15 protein-coding genes are annotated in these 17226 nt (G+C 64.4%); 9 read left to right on the top strand and 6 right to left on the bottom strand.

All coding sequences use genetic code 11. The features are described from left to right. Window positions 1-106 precede the first annotated feature (106 nt). The 6 genes from ACSYDV_RS03255 to ACSYDV_RS03230 all read left to right on the top strand — a co-directional run bounded on the left by ACSYDV_RS03255 (window position 107) and on the right by ACSYDV_RS03230 (window position 6659). Window positions 107-856, top strand: a complete 750-nt coding sequence (locus ACSYDV_RS03255) for an electron transfer flavoprotein subunit beta/FixA family protein (protein WP_438322306.1) — start codon at window positions 107-109, stop codon at window positions 854-856. Next, on the top strand, window positions 853-1782 hold the full coding sequence (locus ACSYDV_RS03250; protein ID WP_438322305.1) for an electron transfer flavoprotein subunit alpha/FixB family protein: 930 nt from the start codon (window positions 853-855) through the stop codon (window positions 1780-1782). Before ACSYDV_RS03255 ends, ACSYDV_RS03250 begins: the two co-directional genes overlap by 4 nt. A 161-nt stretch (window positions 1783-1943) precedes the next feature. Continuing rightward, window positions 1944-2936, top strand: a complete 993-nt coding sequence (locus ACSYDV_RS03245) for a cupin-like domain-containing protein (RefSeq protein ID WP_438322304.1) — start codon at window positions 1944-1946, stop codon at window positions 2934-2936. Window positions 2937-3032: 96 nt separating this feature from the next. Further along, window positions 3033-3929 carry a TonB family protein gene (locus ACSYDV_RS03240; protein ID WP_438322303.1) on the top strand — a complete coding sequence of 299 codons (897 nt, stop codon included), beginning with the start codon at window positions 3033-3035 and terminating at the stop codon, window positions 3927-3929. 75 nt (window positions 3930-4004) lie between these two features. Next, window positions 4005-5348, top strand: coding sequence for a phosphotransferase (locus ACSYDV_RS03235; RefSeq protein ID WP_438322302.1), 1344 nt, complete (start codon window positions 4005-4007; stop codon window positions 5346-5348). 21 nt (window positions 5349-5369) lie between these two features. Beyond that, on the top strand, window positions 5370-6659 hold the full coding sequence (locus ACSYDV_RS03230) for an acyl-CoA dehydrogenase family protein (RefSeq protein ID WP_438322301.1): 1290 nt from the start codon (window positions 5370-5372) through the stop codon (window positions 6657-6659). Between the two features lie 103 nt (window positions 6660-6762). Here the strand turns inward: ACSYDV_RS03230 and ACSYDV_RS03225 are convergent, their stop codons facing one another. Then, complete coding sequence (locus ACSYDV_RS03225) at window positions 6763-7068, bottom strand: alkylphosphonate utilization protein (RefSeq protein WP_438322300.1); 306 nt, start codon at window positions 7066-7068, stop codon at window positions 6763-6765. Window positions 7069-7076: 8 nt separating this feature from the next. After that, complete coding sequence (locus tag ACSYDV_RS03220) at window positions 7077-7838, bottom strand: class I SAM-dependent methyltransferase (RefSeq protein ID WP_438322299.1); 762 nt, start codon at window positions 7836-7838, stop codon at window positions 7077-7079. Window positions 7839-7965: 127 nt separating this feature from the next. On the opposite strand from ACSYDV_RS03220, the gene ACSYDV_RS03215 reads away from it, so the two are divergent. Further along, window positions 7966-9705 carry an N-acyl-D-amino-acid deacylase family protein gene (locus ACSYDV_RS03215; RefSeq protein ID WP_438322298.1) on the top strand — a complete coding sequence of 580 codons (1740 nt, stop codon included), beginning with the start codon at window positions 7966-7968 and terminating at the stop codon, window positions 9703-9705. A 103-nt stretch (window positions 9706-9808) separates the two neighbouring features. Here the strand turns inward: ACSYDV_RS03215 and ACSYDV_RS03210 are convergent, their stop codons facing one another. The 4 genes from ACSYDV_RS03210 to nhaA all read right to left on the bottom strand — a co-directional run bounded on the left by ACSYDV_RS03210 (window position 9809) and on the right by nhaA (window position 14489). Further along, window positions 9809-10936 (bottom strand): aminotransferase class V-fold PLP-dependent enzyme, encoded by a 1128-nt coding sequence (locus ACSYDV_RS03210; protein ID WP_438322297.1) that lies wholly within the window; start codon window positions 10934-10936, stop codon window positions 9809-9811. Further along, window positions 10933-11697, bottom strand: a complete 765-nt coding sequence (locus ACSYDV_RS03205) for a tryptophan 2,3-dioxygenase family protein (RefSeq protein ID WP_438322296.1) — start codon at window positions 11695-11697, stop codon at window positions 10933-10935. Before ACSYDV_RS03205 ends, ACSYDV_RS03210 begins: the two co-directional genes overlap by 4 nt. Before the next feature lie 153 nt (window positions 11698-11850). After that, a complete protein-coding gene (locus ACSYDV_RS03200; protein ID WP_438322295.1) occupies window positions 11851-13203 on the bottom strand; it encodes a hypothetical protein in 1353 nt (450 codons plus the stop codon). Next, complete coding sequence (gene nhaA / locus ACSYDV_RS03195; RefSeq protein WP_438322294.1) at window positions 13203-14489, bottom strand: Na+/H+ antiporter NhaA; 1287 nt, start codon at window positions 14487-14489, stop codon at window positions 13203-13205. Before nhaA ends, ACSYDV_RS03200 begins: the two co-directional genes overlap by 1 nt. A gap of 148 nt (window positions 14490-14637) precedes the next feature. On the opposite strand from nhaA, the gene ACSYDV_RS03190 reads away from it, so the two are divergent. Both ACSYDV_RS03190 and ACSYDV_RS03185 read left to right on the top strand, forming a co-directional pair. Beyond that, window positions 14638-16077 carry a glycosyl transferase family protein gene (locus ACSYDV_RS03190; RefSeq protein WP_438322293.1) on the top strand — a complete coding sequence of 480 codons (1440 nt, stop codon included), beginning with the start codon at window positions 14638-14640 and terminating at the stop codon, window positions 16075-16077. Beyond that, window positions 16074-17207, top strand: coding sequence for a hypothetical protein (locus ACSYDV_RS03185; protein ID WP_438322292.1), 1134 nt, complete (start codon window positions 16074-16076; stop codon window positions 17205-17207). Before ACSYDV_RS03190 ends, ACSYDV_RS03185 begins: the two co-directional genes overlap by 4 nt. Window positions 17208-17226 lie beyond the last annotated feature (19 nt).

The raw sequence follows: 17226 nt of genomic DNA, 5'->3' as shown, positions 1-17226 counted from the left end.
GTCCTGTCTTTTCATCCCTCCCCCGGCGAGAGACACGTCAGTTGACGTTAACGTAAAGCGCGATTATGGCGCAGTGCACAAATTCATGAGAGGAGCTTTTGAAGCTATGAAAATCCTCGTCCCCGTAAAGCGGGTGCTCGATTATAACGTCAAGCCGCGGGTCAAATCCGACGGTACGGGCGTTGACCTTGCCAATGTCAAAATGTCGATGAACCCGTTCGATGAGATCGGTGTCGAAGAAGCGATTCGCTTGCGCGAAAAGGGTGTTGCGACCGAAGTCGTCGCCGTGTCCGTCGGCCCGGCAAAGGCCCAGGAAACGCTGCGCACCGCGCTCGCCATGGGCGCTGACCGTGCGATCCTGGTGCAGACCGACGATGCCGTCGAACCGCTGGCGCTCGCGAAAATCTTCAAGGCGATCGCCGAAGCCGAACAGCCCGGCCTTGTCATCCTTGGCAAGCAGGCGATCGACGACGACAACAACCAGACCGGCCAGATGCTCGCAGCCCTGACCGGCTGGGCGCAGGGCACTTTCGCCAGCGCGGTCAATGTCGATAGCGATCATGTCAACGTGACCCGCGAAGTCGATGGCGGCCTTGAAACGGTGAAGCTGAAGCTTCCCGCGATCGTCACCACCGACCTTCGTCTGAACGAGCCGCGCTATGCGTCGCTGCCGAACATCATGAAGGCGAAGTCGAAGCCGCTCGATACGAAGTCGCCCGCCGATTATGGCGTCGACACGGCGCCGCGCGTCAAGACGATCAAGGTTTCGGAACCGCCCGTCCGCTCGGCCGGCGTCAAGGTTGCCGATGTCGATGAACTGGTTGCCAAGCTGAAAGCGATGGGAGTGCACTCATGAAAACGCTCGTTTGGGTCGAACATGACGGCAGCGCCGTCAAGGACGCCACGCTTGCGGTGGTTACCGCCGCGTCGAAGCTTGGCGAAGTCCATCTGCTCGTCGCCGGTTCGGGCGTCGATGCGGTTGCCAAGGAAGCCGCGGGTATCGCCGGGGTCGGCAAGGTGCATGTCGCAGACAATGCTGCCTTTGCGAATAATCTGCCCGAAAATGTCGCGCCGCTGGTTGCCGATCTGATGGCGTCGCACGACGCCTTCCTCGCGCCTGCAACGACCACCGGCAAGAATATCGCGCCGCGCGTCGCCGCGCTGCTCGATGTCATGCAGATTTCCGAAATCCTTTCGGTCGAGGGTCCCAAGACCTTCACCCGCCCGATCTATGCCGGTAACGCGATCGCGACCGTCGAGAGCAGCGATGCTAAGCTGGTCCTGACCGTGCGCGGCACCGCGTTCGAAAAGGCCGCCACCTCCGGCGGTTCGGGTGCGATCGAAGCCGTGGGTGCAGGCAGCGATGCCGGCATCTCGACCTTCGTCGGCGCCGAAATCGCCAAGCAGGACCGTCCGGAACTGACCTCGGCGAAGATCATCGTGTCGGGTGGCCGTGCGCTGGGTTCGAGCGAGAAATATCAGGAAGTGATCGTTCCGCTGGCAGACAAGCTGAACGCCGCGCTGGGCGCGTCGCGCGCTGCGGTCGATGCGGGTTATGTCCCCAACGACTATCAGGTCGGCCAGACCGGCAAGATCGTCGCACCGGAAGTCTATTTCGCAATCGGCATCTCGGGCGCGATCCAGCATCTCGCCGGCATGAAGGATTCGAAGACGATCGTTGCGATCAACAAGGACGAGGACGCGCCGATCTTTCAGGTCGCCGACTTCGGTCTGGTTGCCGATCTGTTCAATGCCGTTCCCGAACTGACCGGCAAGATCTGATCCATGATCCGTCCGGTCTGCGCCGGACAGCGTGAAACAACAAAGCGGTCGTGGGCGATGCTCACGGCCGTTTTGTTGTTTCGGGAGCGTCACCAGATTGTCATGGGCATGCGCTTGGGCACGATCCATGAATGCTCATTATGGGCGGAGGAGGGTTTTCCATGTCCCAGCCAGACAAGCGCGGGCTGATCGCCGAAGGGCTGGCGGCAGGCGAGAATGATGCCGCGCTCCATGCGCGTCTGGTTGCGGCGGGCGTTTCGGCGGCGGCGGCGAAATATGAGGTCGAGCGGCTGGCGAAGGATCCGCTGGCGGCGGCGCTGCGGTTGCAGGCGGCGCGAATGGCGAAGCAGGGCTGGCTGCTCGCCAATCAGCAGCGGCTGGCGTTTGAGGCAGACGGCGGCTTTGCGCTCGATACGCTGGAGCGCCCCGATCCCGACCTTTTCTATCGCCACCATTATGAAGCGAACCGGCCCGCGAAGCTCGTCGGGTTGATCGATCACTGGCCTGCGCTCCAGCGCTGGTCGCTCGACCATTTCGCCGCGGCCGGCGGCGGCGCGGTGGTCGAGGCGCAGGTCGAACGCGCGCGCGATCCCGATTATGAGCTGGTGAAGGACGATCATCGCCGCCTGATCCGCTTCGCCGAACTGATCGACTGGCTCCGGGGGGATGAGGCGAGCAACGATATTTATCTGACCGCCTATAACAGCGGCACCAACGCGGCAGCGCTCGGCTTTCTGTGGGACGATCTGGCGCCGATCGATTTGCTCGACGACCGGGGCGGCCGCGACGGTTTTTTCTGGCTGGGGCCGCGCGGCACGCTGACGCCGTGGCACCATGACCTGACCAACAATCTGTTGGTCCAGGTGCTGGGCCGCAAGCGGGTGCGGATGGCGCCGCCGTGGGCTTTTGCGCGGATGCGGAACAGGCTGCATTGCTTTTCCGACTGGGGCAATGAAGCGTTGCCCGCCGGGGAGGGCGACGCGGACATGCCGCCGGTGCTGGAAGTGGTGATCGGCCCGGGCGAAGCGATTTTCCTGCCCGTCGGCTGGTGGCATCAGGTCGAGGCGCTCGACCTGTCGGCGAGCATGAGCTTCACCAGCTTTCGCCGGTCGAACGCCCATGCCGAGGATTATGCGTCCTACGGCGCGCTATGAGTGTGCAGCCACGTCATTGAACATATTGCCATTCTGCCATGCTCCGATAGATTTCGGATCATGAGACAGGGGACATGGGCGCGGGGCGCTCTCATCATGGCAAGTGCGGGGGCACTTGCCGCCGTACCGGCCACCGTTGCCGCGAGGGAGCCGCTGCGGCTGGCGCCCATGTCGAAATGGCACGTCAATTATTCCGCCGACAGTTGCAGGCTTGCCCGGTCCTTCGGCACGGGAAAGGACGAGGTCGTGATGGTTTTCGACCGGTTCCAGCCGGGGGATACCGTCTATATGACCTTGGCCGGTTCGCCGGTCAGCGTTCGCAGCGACTATCGTGAGGCCGTCGTGCAGTTCGCGCCCGGCGAAGTCGAGCAGGAGGCGAGTTTCGAGGTCGGAAAGATGGAAAGCGGCGTATCCGCGCTGATCTTTCTGGACGGGATGATCGTCGCCGGGAATGACGCGGCGCGGGTGGCGGCGGTCGCCGAACATAATGCCAAGCAGAAGAAGGATGATTTCGCCTTCACCGCGCTCCCTGAAATCGATCCGGCGCGGAATGCGGCGGTGACGTCGGTGGAAATACGGATGCGGGGCAAGCCGGCGGTGCGGCTTGAGACGGGATCGATGGGGGCGCCGATGAAGGCGCTGGCAGCCTGTACCGACGACTTGCTGCGCGGATGGGAAATCGACGTGGAAGCGCATCGGAATTTGTCGCGGCGGGCGACGCCGACGGGCAATCCGGGAAAGTGGTTGAACAGCAACGACTATCCGCCTGGAATGCTCATGCGCGGCAATCAGGCCCTCGTCTATTTCCGGCTGGTTGTCGACGCGGCTGGAAAGCCCGCCAGTTGTCATATCCAGCAATCGACGCGACCGGCCGAGTTCGACGAGGCGGTGTGCAAGGGGATCATGCGCCGCGCGGCGTTTGAACCTGCGCTCGACGCAGCGGGAAAGCCGGTGGTCTCCTATTATTTGAACCGGGTGCGGTTCACAATGTAGCGCCGGATCGACGAAGACCGACATCCAAAGCCGATTGCGGCTTGCCGTGAGACAAAATACTTAGCAAGGTAAGTAATGGCTGATTTGACCGAACCGCTCTCCGCCTTCATGACCCGCACCGCCGGACCCGGCACGCTTTCGGGGCTGTCGCGCCTGTCAGGCGGCGCGAATATGGAAAGCTGGGCGTTCGAGTGGACGGGGCCGGGGGGTAGCGGAGCCTATGTCCTGCGCCGCGCGCCGTCGGCCGAATATATGGCCGACCGTCCCTTCGCCCATGTCGATGAGGCGGCGCTGGTGATGGCGGCGCATGCCGGCGGCGTAAAGGCGCCCGAGGTGACGGGCGTGCTGGGCGATGCTGACGGCATGGGGACCGGCTATGTGATGCGGCGCGTGATGGCCGAGGTCAGCCCGGCGAAGATTCTCGCCAGCCCGCCGCCGTCGCTGATCGCCGATCTCGGCCGCGAACTGGCGCGTATCCATGCGCTGCCCGCCGAGGTCATTCCGGCGGCGATCCCGCTCATGGATACGGCGGACGCGCTTGCAGAACTGAAGAGGCGTTTCCTGTCCTATGGCGGCGACCGTCCGGTCATCGCGCTTGCGATCAAATGGTGCGAGGATCATCTGCCCGCGCCGGTCGAACCGGTCCTCGTCCATAGCGATTATCGCATGGGCAATATCATGGTCGATGCGAACGGGCTCGCCGCCGTGCTGGACTGGGAGCTGGCGCATCGCGGCGACGCGCATGAGGATCTGGCCTTCGGCTGCATGACCGTGTGGCGGTTCGGCCAGCTCGACAAGCCCGCGTTCGGCATCGGCAGCCTCGACGAATATTTTGCCGCCTATGAGGGCGCGGGCGGCATGACCGTAGACCGTGACCGCTTTCACTTCTGGCTTGTCTATCGCACCCTGTGGTGGGCGCTTGGCTGTTTGCAGATGGGGCAGGCGTGGCGCAGCGGCGCCGATACGACGGTCGAGCGCGTGGTAATCGGGCGGCGCACCGCCGAACAGGAGCTCGACCTGTTGCAGCTGCTGGAAGAGGGGGCGCCTGCGGACGAACGCGCCCGCGCGCTGCCATCGCCGCCCGCCGCAGCCGCGGCGCCGGTGGGCGAGCCGACCAATGCCGAAATGGTGCAGGCGGTGCGCAACTGGCTGGGCGATGCGATCAAGCCGCGCGCCGAAGGCCATGCGAAATTCGAGGTGGCGGTCGCGATGAATGCACTCGGGATTATCATGCGCGACCTCGACGCCGGGGTGCGCGCCGAGGACAAGGGGCTCGCCGAAGCATTTTTGTCGGGCTCCACGACACTCGCCGAGCCGGGGTTGCTGGCAAGGCTGCGCCGCGCCGCACTCGACAAATGCACGATCGACAGCCCCAAATATGCCGCGCTGGCGCGCGCCCGCGATGCGTGGGGCGGATAGAAAAACACGGGAGAGACACATATGGATTTTGCGATGCCCGCCGACCTGCAGGCGTATCTCGATGAACTCGATGCGTTTATCGCGGCCGAGATCAAGCCGCTGGAACTTGCCGACGACAATATCCGCTTCTTTGACCATCGCCGCGAACATAGCCGCACCGACTGGGACAATCAGGGACTGCCGCGCCACGACTGGGAGCAGTTGCTGAAGCAGGCGACGCGCAAGGCCGATGCCGCGGGCCACTGGCGTTTCTCGGCGCCAAAGAAGTACGGCGGCAAGGACGGATCGAACCTGTGGATGGCGGTGATCCGCGAGCATTTCGCGGCGAAGGGGCTCGGGCTCCACAACGACCTGCAGAACGAACATAGCATCGTCGGCAATTTCCCATTCGTCGAGATGTTCGAACAATTTGCTCAGAATGACGAACAGAAGCAGGAATTCATTCTGGGCGGGTTCGAGGGCAAGCGCCGTACCGCATTCGGCCTGACCGAACCCGATCATGGGTCCGACGCGACGCATATGGAAACCCGCGCCGTGCGTGAGACCCGCGACGGCGTCGACGGCTGGCTGATCAACGGGCGCAAGATGTGGATCACCGGCATGCATGTCGCGACCCACTGTGCGACCTTTTGCCGCACCAGCGGCAAGGACGGCGATGCCAAGGGGATTTCATGCTTGCTGGTCCCCACTGGCACGCCGGGGATGACGGTCGACGAATATATGTGGACCTTCAACATGCCGACGGACCATCCGCGCATGACCTTCACCGATGTCTGGGTGCCCGACAGCGCACGGCTTGGCCCCGTCGATGGCGGGCTGTCGATCGCGCAGAGCTTCGTCCATCAGAACCGCATCCGTCAGGCGGCGTCATCGCTGGGCGCGGCGGTCTTCTGCATCGAGGAAAGCGTGAAATATGCGCGCGAGCGCAAGCCGTTCGGCGAAGCGCTGGCGAAGAATCAGGCGATCCAGTTCCCGCTCGTCGAGCTGGCGACGCAGGCCGAAATGCTGCGCCTGCTGATCCGCAAGACCGCGTGGGACATGGACAATATGCCGCACAAGGAGGTCGAGCATAATCTGTCCGACAAGGTCAGCATGTGCAATTACTGGGCGAACCGGCTGTGCTGCGAAGCCGCCGACCGCGCGATGCAGGTCCATGGCGGCATCGGTTATTCGCGGCACAAACCGTTCGAACATATTTACCGCCACCACCGCCGCTATCGTATCACCGAGGGCGCCGAGGAGATTCAGATGCGCAAGGTCGGGGCGTATCTGTTCGGTTATCTGGGGCCGCGCAAAGGGACGTTGGGGTAAAGAAAGCAGTCGCCCCCGCGAAGGCGGGGGCCGCTGGCCACATGGGCCGCCCCGTCGCGACAGGCCGACAACGGCCCCCGCCTTCGCGGGGGCGACGGTTGTTTTACCGCTTCCGCACAAACTCCGCGCGTAGCACCAGCCCCTTGATCCCGTCGTGGCGGCAGTCGATTTCCTGGGCGTCGCCGGTCAGGCGGATCGACTTGATCACCGTGCCGACCTTCAGCGTCTGGCCCGCGCCTTTGACGGTCAGATCCTTGATCAGTGCGACCGAGTCGCCATCGGCGAGCAGATTGCCGACCGCGTCGCGGACCTCGGGGCCTGCCGCCGCTGCGGCATCGCGCGCGGCAATGTCACTCGCCGACATCCATTCGCCGCTCGCTTCGTCATAGACATAATCATCGTCGGCCATGTTGGTCCTTATTTCGGTTTGCGAAAGCGCAGGGCGAACTGGTCGGTCTTGCCGCGGATCGCGGGGTCGAAGACGTTCGCGGTGCGCGGGTCGTCGCTGCGTTTATAGAGATCGCTCGACGCTTCAAGCGTGAAGCCCGCTTTGGTCAGCGCGGCGACGACCGCAGCCTTGTCGATGCGGTGGAGGCTGTCGGACAGGCTGGTGCCGCTGCCGTCGGCGGCGCTGTGATCGACGACGACCAACGTCCCGCCGGGCTTCAATGCCGCGAACAGCGCGGCGCTCGCCTTGTCCCCCGTGCCTTCGGGGAAGGGTTTCAGGTACAGATCGTGGAAATTCTGGACCGTGATGATCGTGTCGAGCGATGCGGGGAAGGCGGGCGCAGCGAAAGGTCCCGCGACCGCATCGACATTGGCATAGGCCGCGTCGATCGCAGCCTGATCGTCGCCATATTGTTTTTTGAAGCCGATGAATTCGGCGGGCTGAAAGGCATAGACGCGGCCCTTGGGGCCGACCGCGGCGGCGAGCAGGCGGGTGACATAGCCGCCGCCCATCACGAAATCGCCGACCTGTTTGCCCGGCGCGATCTCGGCAAAGGCGAGCAGTTCGGCGGGCTTGCGCGCGGCGTCGCGGGTCCGGTCGGCGGCGGGGCGCGCCGGATCGGCGAGCGCGGCGCTATAATCGGGGGCTTTGACCGGTTTCGCGGCGAGCGGTGTCGCGGTCGTGGCGAGCAGGATGGCGAGCAGGAAGGTGGGGGTAAGCGGGCGGATCATGGCATCGACTCCCTTGGCATTTACGCCCGCATCATAGCGCCCTGGAACGCCGCTTGCGCGTTTATTTGCATATCGCGATTTTGATGATAGGTTTTTGGGTGAAACTAAAAAAATCGGGAGAGCGGACATGCATGATCTGGTGATTCGCGGCGGCACGATCGTCGACGGAACGGGCGGAAATTCCTTTGTCGCGGACGTGGCGGTCGATGGCGACCGGATCGTCGCTGTGGGCCAAAACCTTGGCGCCGGACGCGAAGAAATCGACGCGAGCGGCAAGATCGTCACGCCCGGCTTCGTCGACGTTCACACCCATTATGACGGTCAGGCGACCTGGGACGCCGAAATGGCGCCGTCGAGCTGGCACGGCGTCACCACGGTCGTGATGGGCAATTGCGGCGTCGGCTTCGCCCCCGCCAAGCCCGACCGCCACGACTGGCTGATTTCGCTGATGGAAGGCGTCGAGGATATTCCCGGCACCGCGCTGGCCGAAGGCATGTCGTGGGATTGGGAAACCTTCCCCGAATATATGGACGCGCTTGAGCGGCTGCCGCGCACCGTCGATGTGGCCTGCCACGTCCCGCACGGCGCGGTGCGTGCCTATGTGCTCGGCGACCGCGAAAAGCCCGGTGCAATCCCGACCGACGCGGATATCGCCGAAATGTCGCGGATCGTCGAGGAAGGCGTTCGCGCGGGGGCGCTCGGTTTCTCGACCAGCCGCACCGTGCTTCACAAATCGATCGACGGCGAACTGGTGCCCGGAACCACCGCGACCGCGGAAGAGCTGATCGCGATCGGCCGCGCCATGGGGCGCGTCGGTTATGGCGTGTTCGAAATGGCGAGCGACATGAAGCGCGAGTGGAACGAGTTTCAGTGGATGGGCGACCTCAGCCGCGAAACGGGCCTGCCGGTGACCTTCGCCGCGCTCCAGTCGATCGCCAAGGAATTGCCGCTGGAGGAGCAAATCTCCGAAATGCGGAAGCAGAATGCGACCGGCGCGAATATTGTCGCGCAGATCGCGCTGCGCGGCAACGGCGTGATCATGGCGTGGCAGGGGACGGTGCATCCGTTCCGCTTCAAGCCCGCGTGGAACGAGATTATCGACCTGCCGTGGGACCAGCAGCTCGCGAAGCTGCGCGATCCGGCGTTCAAGGCGCGGATGATCGAAGAGGAAAATATCTGGCCCGAAAGCGACATCATCGACTTCCTCAAGGTCGTTGCCCTCGGCTGGCCGGTGCAGTTCGAAATGGACCCCGATTTCAATTACGAGCCGAAGATGGACGAAAGCATCATGGCGCGCGCGGCGGCGGCGGGGGTTTCGCCGTCCGAATATGCCTATGACCTGCTGATGAAGGACGACGGCAAGGGCTTCATCTATTTCCCGATTTTGAACTATCGTGACGGCAACCTCAATTTCCTCGAGGATCTGCAGGCCGCCGATGACACGGTGAACAGCCTGTCCGACGGCGGCGCACATTGCGGGACGATCTGCGACGCCGCCTCGCCGACCTTCATGCTCCAGCATTGGGTTCGCGACCGCAACGGCAATCGCATCGGGCTGGAACATGCGATCAAGCGCCAGTGCCGCGACACGGCGATCCTCTATGGGCTTGAGGATCGCGGCGTGCTTGCACCGGGCTATCTCGCCGATCTGAACGTCATCGATATGGATGCGATCAAGCTCGGCAAGCCATGGCTGGCGTTCGATTTGCCCGCAGGGGGCAAGCGCCTGCTGCAAAAGGCCGACGGCTATGTCGCGACGGTGAAGTCGGGGCAGGTGACCTTCAAGGATGGCGAAATGCAGGGGCCGACCCCCGGCGGCGTTATCCGCGGCCCGCAGCGCGTCGAAATGGCGATGGCGGCGGAGTAGTTCACCGACTCTGAATTCCGTTCGTGTCGAGCGAAGTCGCGACACCGGGAGGGTGTGCCCCACCGAGGGGCATCTCGACTTCGCTCGATGCGAACGGAATTATTCAGGCCAGCGCCCGCACCACGCGCTCGACATCGGCCACGCCATTATAGGCATGGAAGGATAATCGCAGGATCGACCCGCGAAAATCGGCGCGAAGTCGATGCGCGTCCAGTGCCGCTGCGACGCGCGGCTGATCAGCGCCGGTGTCGATGCACAGGGTGCCGCCGATGTCGCCCGTCGGCCAGCGCCATTCAGGCGTCTTCGCTTCGAGCTGTTCGCTCAGCATCGTCTGCAGCACGCGGTTGTGCGCGCCGATCGCCTCGACCCCGATTGCCGCGATTTCGGACATCCCCGCCATCGACAGGATGAACGGCGCGACGTCGGGCGTGCCGCCCCACCAGCGCCGCGCGTCGGGTGCATAGCGGAAGTCGTGGATATCCATCTCGAACGGATTGTCATGGCTCCACCAGCCGCGCTCGGCGGGATCGAGCGCGGTGCGGTCGTGCGGCGCGACCCACAGCCAGCTCGCGCCGGGGCCGCCGCACAGCCATTTGACGCTGGTGCCGAACACGGCATCGACGCCCCATAGGGCCGGCGTGACCGGCACAACCCCGACCGACTGCGCGCAATCGGCGATGCAGCGTGCGCCGGCCGCCTTTGCCACCGCCGCGATCCCCGCGAGGTCGGCGAGCGCGCCGCTGTTCGAGCTGACGTGCATCGCGATCACCAGCGCGACATCGTCGTTCAGTGCCGCCGTCCAGCTTGCGGGGTCGCGCACGTCGGCATCATCGGGCAGATAGCGCGTCGTCCACCCCGCCGCGGCGAGCCCGCTCGCGACATAGCCGATCGTCGGGAAGGCGCTGGGGGCGAGCAGGATCGTGCGGCGCGTCGTCGCCTGACCCAATGCCGAAATATAGCGCGACAGGCCCGCGCTGACATTGGTGGCTGGGCACAGGTCGCGCGCCTCGACGCCGATCAGCCCGCCCAGCGACGCGCGCCAGTCGTCGATCGCGGCGATCCAGTCGGGCCAGGCCTCGCCCTGCTCGCGCCAGGGAGCGAGCAGTCGCGCCTGAAGCGCGTCCGCCGCAGCGCGGGGCTGGCACCCCACGCTGTGGCTTTTGAGATAGACCGCGTCAGCCGGCAGGTGAAAGCGGCCCGCGACGGCGGGCGGGAGCAGCGCGCCGGTCACAGTCCGCTGCCATGACCAGCGGGGGCGCCGCTGATGCTGTCGCGCTTCACACCATATTCGGCGCCCCAGCGGTCGGTCATTTCGGCGCGAATATCCCAAAGTTCGGGGAAGAAGCGGTGGCGTGCGCCCGCGTTCAAAAGCTCGACCGGGCGGCCCTTCAGCGATTTCGACCCCATGCCGATCGAGCGGTGGATCAGCTGGATATGGTGCGAGCGGAACAGCTGGAACAGCTCGTCGAACTCGATCAGCGCCTCGGCGACCATATAGGCTTCGTCATGCTTGTAGCCAGTGTCGTAAACATCGGCGACGCTGCGTGCCGTGGGGTCGAGATAGGCGTCCTTGTAGCGCGCCCACAAGGGCTGGGGCAGGGTGAGCAGCAGCTGGAATCCGGGGCTTTCCTGCCCCGATCCGTTGCCGAGCTGGAGCCGGATCGACTGATAGTCGAACGGGCTCATCGTCTCGAGCAACGCGAGCTGGTCGGTCATCAGCCGCATCAGCTGGTGGACGCGGGTGAAGAGCGAGAGGACGCGCATTGTCTCTCCCGCCGCCATATGGCCATCGATTTCGGCGAGGGTGAAGGCGATCAGCTTCATCCACAATTCCTCGACCTGATGGACGATCTGGAACTGGAGTTCGTCGGGGGTGCAAAGATCGGCGAGCGGCTTCTGGCAATCGAGCAGGCGATCGACGGCGAGATAGACGCCATAATCCTTCATGTCGGGGTTTTCGATGCGGAGATGAACGTCATTTTTATCGAGCATGGGTCATGGTCCCTTTGCTGGGTGTCACGGGTAAACGGAAATATTGGCGGCGCGCGCGGGCGCGCCGGTTCGTTCAGCCGTGCGGGGCCACACCCGCCGGGGGACGCCGCGGCGATCCGGCCTGACCGAGCCACAACAGGGACGTGCCGCGTTTCATCGCGTCAGCAGATCCTTGGGCAGGGTGGGTTCGCTGATGATCTTTGCCATACGGCGCCACATTTCCTCGCGGGTCGGTTTACCGTGCTCGATATAGCCGCGAACCATCGCCTCGCCGAGCCCATAATTGATCACATAGCTGCGATATTGTTCGGTGAAGCTGACCGACTGTTCGGCGCGGGCGGGCGAGACGAGCAGATATTTCTGCGTCAGCGCGACGGCGGTGGGCCGGTCGATCTGGCCATCGAGATATTGCTGGGCGATCGTCAGCCGTGCGCCGGATGCGCGGTCGATCGCCGCGAGCAGCTGCCAATAGCGGTCGTCGGCCGGCACAGCGATTTCGGCGATGGGCATTAATATGTCGCGCTCGGTTTCGGCCTTGCTGCTCTCCGGAAAGGCAAGGTCGATGCCGTAATTGGCGCTGCCTTCGGCGATCAGGCTTTGCGGGCTGTAGAGCGGATAGACGCTGAATTCGGGCCAGCCGCGCTCTTTCACCAGCTTTTCCTCCAGCTTCATGTTGAGGAGATGGTGGCCGGGATAGCCCTCGTGACAGCCCAGATCGAGCGCGCGCGACAGGCGGATCGGCAGGTCGGTATTGACCTGAATCAGGCTGTGATAGCCGCCCTGATAATAATTATAGCCGCTCCAGCTTTTGCCGGTGACGAACTCCAGCCGGAAACTCTCGCCCTCCGGCATCGGGATATGCGCCATGCTGCGCCCCCGGCAGCGGGCGATCGCCGCTTCGAAGGTTTTTTGCAGCCGGTCTTTGGGGATGGTGAAGCGGTCGAGATAGGTTTCGACCCGCGCTGCGAGCGGGCCGTCGCCGGGAACCAGCGCCGCGATCTTCGCGAGTTCGCCGTCATAGCTGGCGAGCGGTTTCAGCACGGGGCGCACCCCGAAGAGCCGCTCCGCCTCGTCGGTGAAGGAAAAGCGCGTGCCCTGCATCATCAACAACCGCGTTTCGGCAGCGCGCAATTGGGCGCGCAGGAAGGCTGCGCGGCGGCGGTCGAGCGGTGCGGACAATCGCCGCGCAGCCGTATCGAGCCGGGCCATCAGCGCGCGCGTCGCGGTGAGCAGTGCGGGCTTGTCGCGCGGGCTCGCCTCCGCCGCCGTGCGGAGCTCCGCCGGGCCATAATAGGCGTCGATATAGCCTGCTTCATGCGTCCCGATTTCGAGACTGAGTGACAGATAGTCGATGGCGATCGCGTTCATCGCCTCCGCCGATGCCGCTATGTGGCGGACCTCTACGGCCGGAACCTGTGCGGGGCTTGCGGGGCGAGGCGTGTCGGACGCCGCACAACCAGAGAGGGCGGTCGACGCCATGGCCGACAGGATGAGGGCAACGCGCATCAGCTTTTCTCCATCCCGAGAGTTTCGGACGTGTCGCGCACATCGCCATCGCGGGCGATTTCGGCATCGGATGCCGCCTCGGTCGCGTTGTGATCGGGGTGCGAAGGGGCGAAGCGCAGCACGGCAAAGCCGATCAGTGCGGCGACGAGCGAGCCCATCAACGTGCCGATCTTTGCCTCTTCGATCAGCAGCGGGTCGCCCGGGAAGGCAAGGCCGCCGATGAACAGGCTCATCGTAAAGCCAATGCCGCAGAGCAACGACACACCATAGACCTGCAGCCAGGTCGCTCCGCGCAGGCGGCCGGCGATGCCGAGCCTGACGCTGAGCCAGACGCTGCCGAAGATGCCGATCTGCTTGCCCAGAAACAGGCCCGCGGCGATGCCGAGCGGCAAGGGAGCGAACAGCTGGTCCATCGTCAGTCCCGACATATCGACCCCGGCATTGGCGAAGCCGAACAGCGGTACGATGGCAAAGGCGACCCATGGGTGCAGGGCGTGTTCGAGGCGGTGGAGCGGGGAGGTCGCGCTGTCGGGCGCGTCCGGGGTGCGGTCGAACGGAATGGTCATTGCGGCGAGTACGCCCGCGATCGTGGCATGGACGCCCGAGAGCAGCATCGCATACCAGAGCAAAGCGAACAGCAGCAGATAGATGGCGAGGTGACGGATGCCCGAGCGGTTGCAGATTGTCATCACGGCGAGGATCGCCGCTGCAGCCGCCAGCGCGATCAGGTTGAGCTTTGCGGTGTAGAAGAGCGCGATGATCGCCACTGCGCCCATGTCGTCGACGATCGCGACGGTAACGAGGAAGAGTTTGAGCGAAGTCGGCGCCTGCTTGCCGAGCAAGGCGAGCACCCCGATCGCAAAGGCGATATCGGTCGCGGCCGGGATCGCCCAGCCCTGCGCCAGCCCCGGCGTGCTGCCGGCAAAGAATATATAGAGCATCGCCGGCACCGCCATGCCCGCCGCCGCGGCAATGAACGGCAGCCGCCGCCGGTCCCAGCTTGCGAGCCGCCCGTCGACGAACTCGCGTTTGATTTCCAGCCCGACAAGCAGAAAGAAAATCGCCATCAAGCCGTCGTTGATCCACAGATGGACGGTCATCGGACCGAGCTTGTCGGTCAGCACCGGGCCCGTGATGGCATGGATCACATGATGATAGGTGTCGCCAAAAGGTGAATTGGCAACAATCATCGCCATAATGGCTGCGAAAATCAGCAGCATCCCGCCAGCGCTTTCGCTTTTGATAAAGCTACGCAAAGCCGAAACAGGCGAGGATTTCGAGGACATAGAGCGGAGAATACCTTTTTTTTACGAGATTTATTGTGCCCTTCTTAGACCGGGCGCCTGCTGTCGTCACACTTTACAAATTAATACTTATCATTAGGTTTTCTCCGCGTGGGATGGCGCAAAGCCATGGTGGGGATGGACGGGCACGGTGGAGCTGTCGATTGCATGGCTGGAATGGCTGGTGCTGGGTGCCGGCCATGAACTGATGCTTTTCGCATCTGTCGGCATATTGCTGATAGGTCTCGACGATCTGTTATTCGACATCATTTGGCTCGTCACGCTTCGCCGTAGCCGTAAAGCTACACGCCATCCCCGCGCAATGACAGCGGAATGCGAAGGGACATTGGCCATATTCCTGCCAGCGTGGAGGGAAGATGCGATACTTCCCGCGACGCTGCAGCGCATGCTGACGGCTTGGAATGGCGAAGATTTCCGGGTCTATATCGGATGCTATCCCAATGATGCGGCGACACTGCTCGCCATATCGTCGCTCGTTGCGCGCGACCGGCGGCTGCGCCTTGTCATCTGCGCGCACGATGGCCCGACGACCAAGGGCGACAATCTGAACCAGATGTGGGCCGCGCTGGGCGAGGATGAGCGGAAGGAGGGGCGGCGCTTTGCAGCGATCATCCTCCACGACGCTGAAGATCAGGTGCACCACGAAGAGCTGGGGCTTTACCGGCGCCATCTGGGCGATTGCGCGATGGTGCAAATTCCGGTGGTCCCGATCATATCGCGCGATTCGCCCTGGATCGGCGGTCATTACGGCGATGAGTTCGCCGAGGCGCATGGCAAGGAAATGGCGGTAAGGTCGCGCCTGGGCCTGCCGATTCCGTCGGCCGGGGTCGGTTGCGGGCTGGCCCGTAACGTCGTGGCGCTGATGGCGATCGATCGAGGCGGCGACCCGTTCCGCGCCGACAGCCTGACCGAGGATTATGAGGTGGGCATGCTGATTGCCCGCTATGGCCTTCGTGCGCGCTTTATCAACGTCGTCGGCGCCATGGGCGAACGGATCGTCTCGCGCGGCAGCTTTCCCGGGAATACCGAAGCGGCCGTGCGCCAGAAATCGCGCTGGATCACCGGAATCGCTCTGGCCGGTTGGGATCAGCTCGGCTGGGCGAGCGGGGTGCGGCGAGGGCCGACAGCTTGTCCCACGACGAGCATATGGGCGGCGCGATGGATGCTGTGGCGCGATCGGCGCGCGCCACTGGCGGCGCTCGTTCTGCTCGCCGCCTATGCCGCATTGGTCGTCGGGGCATTGGGCCTGGCCGGTCAGGCATGGCTGGGATGGCGCGCCGCGCCCATCGAAGACGCCATGCAACTGATGCTGAGTTTCAACGCCTTGCTGCTGATGTGGCGGCTGGGGATAAGAGGCCATTTCACGGCAGGCTGGTACGGATGGCGTCAGGGCTTGCTTGCGGTTCCGCGCGCCTTTGTCGCGAATGTCATCGCCATCCTCGCCGCGCGCCGTGCTGTGGTTCAATATTGGCATATGCTCCGGTCGGGGCGTGTCGTGTGGGACAAGACCGACCATTCGCCGGTCGACGCCTTGCCCGATGTATTGCTCCAGCGAGCCGGGCTGCCTTGACCACGGGGCTGTCCGGTTTGTCGTCGCGCCGCGCGTCGCCGCTGCGTTTTCTGCTGTCCTGCCTTGGCGGCTGGGCGCTGCTGCGGGTCGTGATGGCTGGAAATCAGGTCATTCTTCCGTCGCCATTCGATGTGGTGCCGCCATCCATAAGGCTTGCTCCCCCGGCCGCGGCCACGGCCACGGCGCTGGCGGTCCAGGAGAGGTCCGACAGCGATCGCGCGATCGAAACGCCGATGGGACACTGGCGGATGAGCAGGCCCACGCTGCCGGTTGTCGCCGCCGGTGGGATGGGATCGGGCGGCAAGGACGGGGAGGGCCCGGGCGTGGATCGTCACAGCCTCCACCGGACGCCGGCGGTACCGCATTTTCCTTCCTCCGGACGCGGGGCGGCTGCGTTGCCCCCATGGGAAGATGGGTGGGCGATGCCGGCTGTCGGCGGCGCGGAGCCGGCAAGCGATAAACCATTCTGGATGCGCCGGCAGATGGCGGGCTGGTCGCTGGGCAGCTGGCTGCATATGCGGGAGGCTTCCGCGTCGGCGCCGGGCGGCATTGGGGCGGTGAGCCAGCTCGGCGGCAGTCAGGGGGGCATGCGGATCGCCTATGGTTTCGGAGAAACGGGCCGCCTTCGCGCCTATGGCCGGGCCACTCTTGCGATACAGCGTCCGCGGCAGCGCGAGGTGGCTTATGGCATGGCGTTTGCGCCGCTCGCCCGCTGGCCCGTCGATGTTGCGGTCGAGCGCCGTCTGGCTGTCGGGCCGGAAGGGCGCAATGCGATGGCCGCGATGGTGACCGGCGGGGTCAGTGGGGTCGCGCTGTGCGGCGATTTCCGGCTCGACGCTTATGGACAGGCGGGGATCGTGGGTATGCGGCAACGCGATGGCTTTGCCGACGGCGCGGTGGTGATTGATCGCCGGATCGGGCCTGACGAGAATGCGCGGTTGCGCATTGGCGCGCTTGTGGCGGGGGCGGTGCAGCCGGGCGCGGCGCGGGTCGATGTGGGGCCGCGGTTGACGCTGCGCCTTCCGGATGTCGGCGAGGGCAGCCGGATTGCGCTGGATTGGCGGCAACGCATCGCGGGTGATGCGGCCCCCGAAAGCGGGGTGGCGCTGACCCTGGCCGCCGACTTCTGAAACAACCCGAAATTTCGGC

Origin of the sequence: Sphingopyxis selenitireducens (assembly GCF_051550705.1) — a bacterium.
Classification (GTDB): domain Bacteria; phylum Pseudomonadota; class Alphaproteobacteria; order Sphingomonadales; family Sphingomonadaceae; genus Sphingopyxis.
This window is presented reverse-complemented; position numbering and strand designations above follow the sequence as displayed.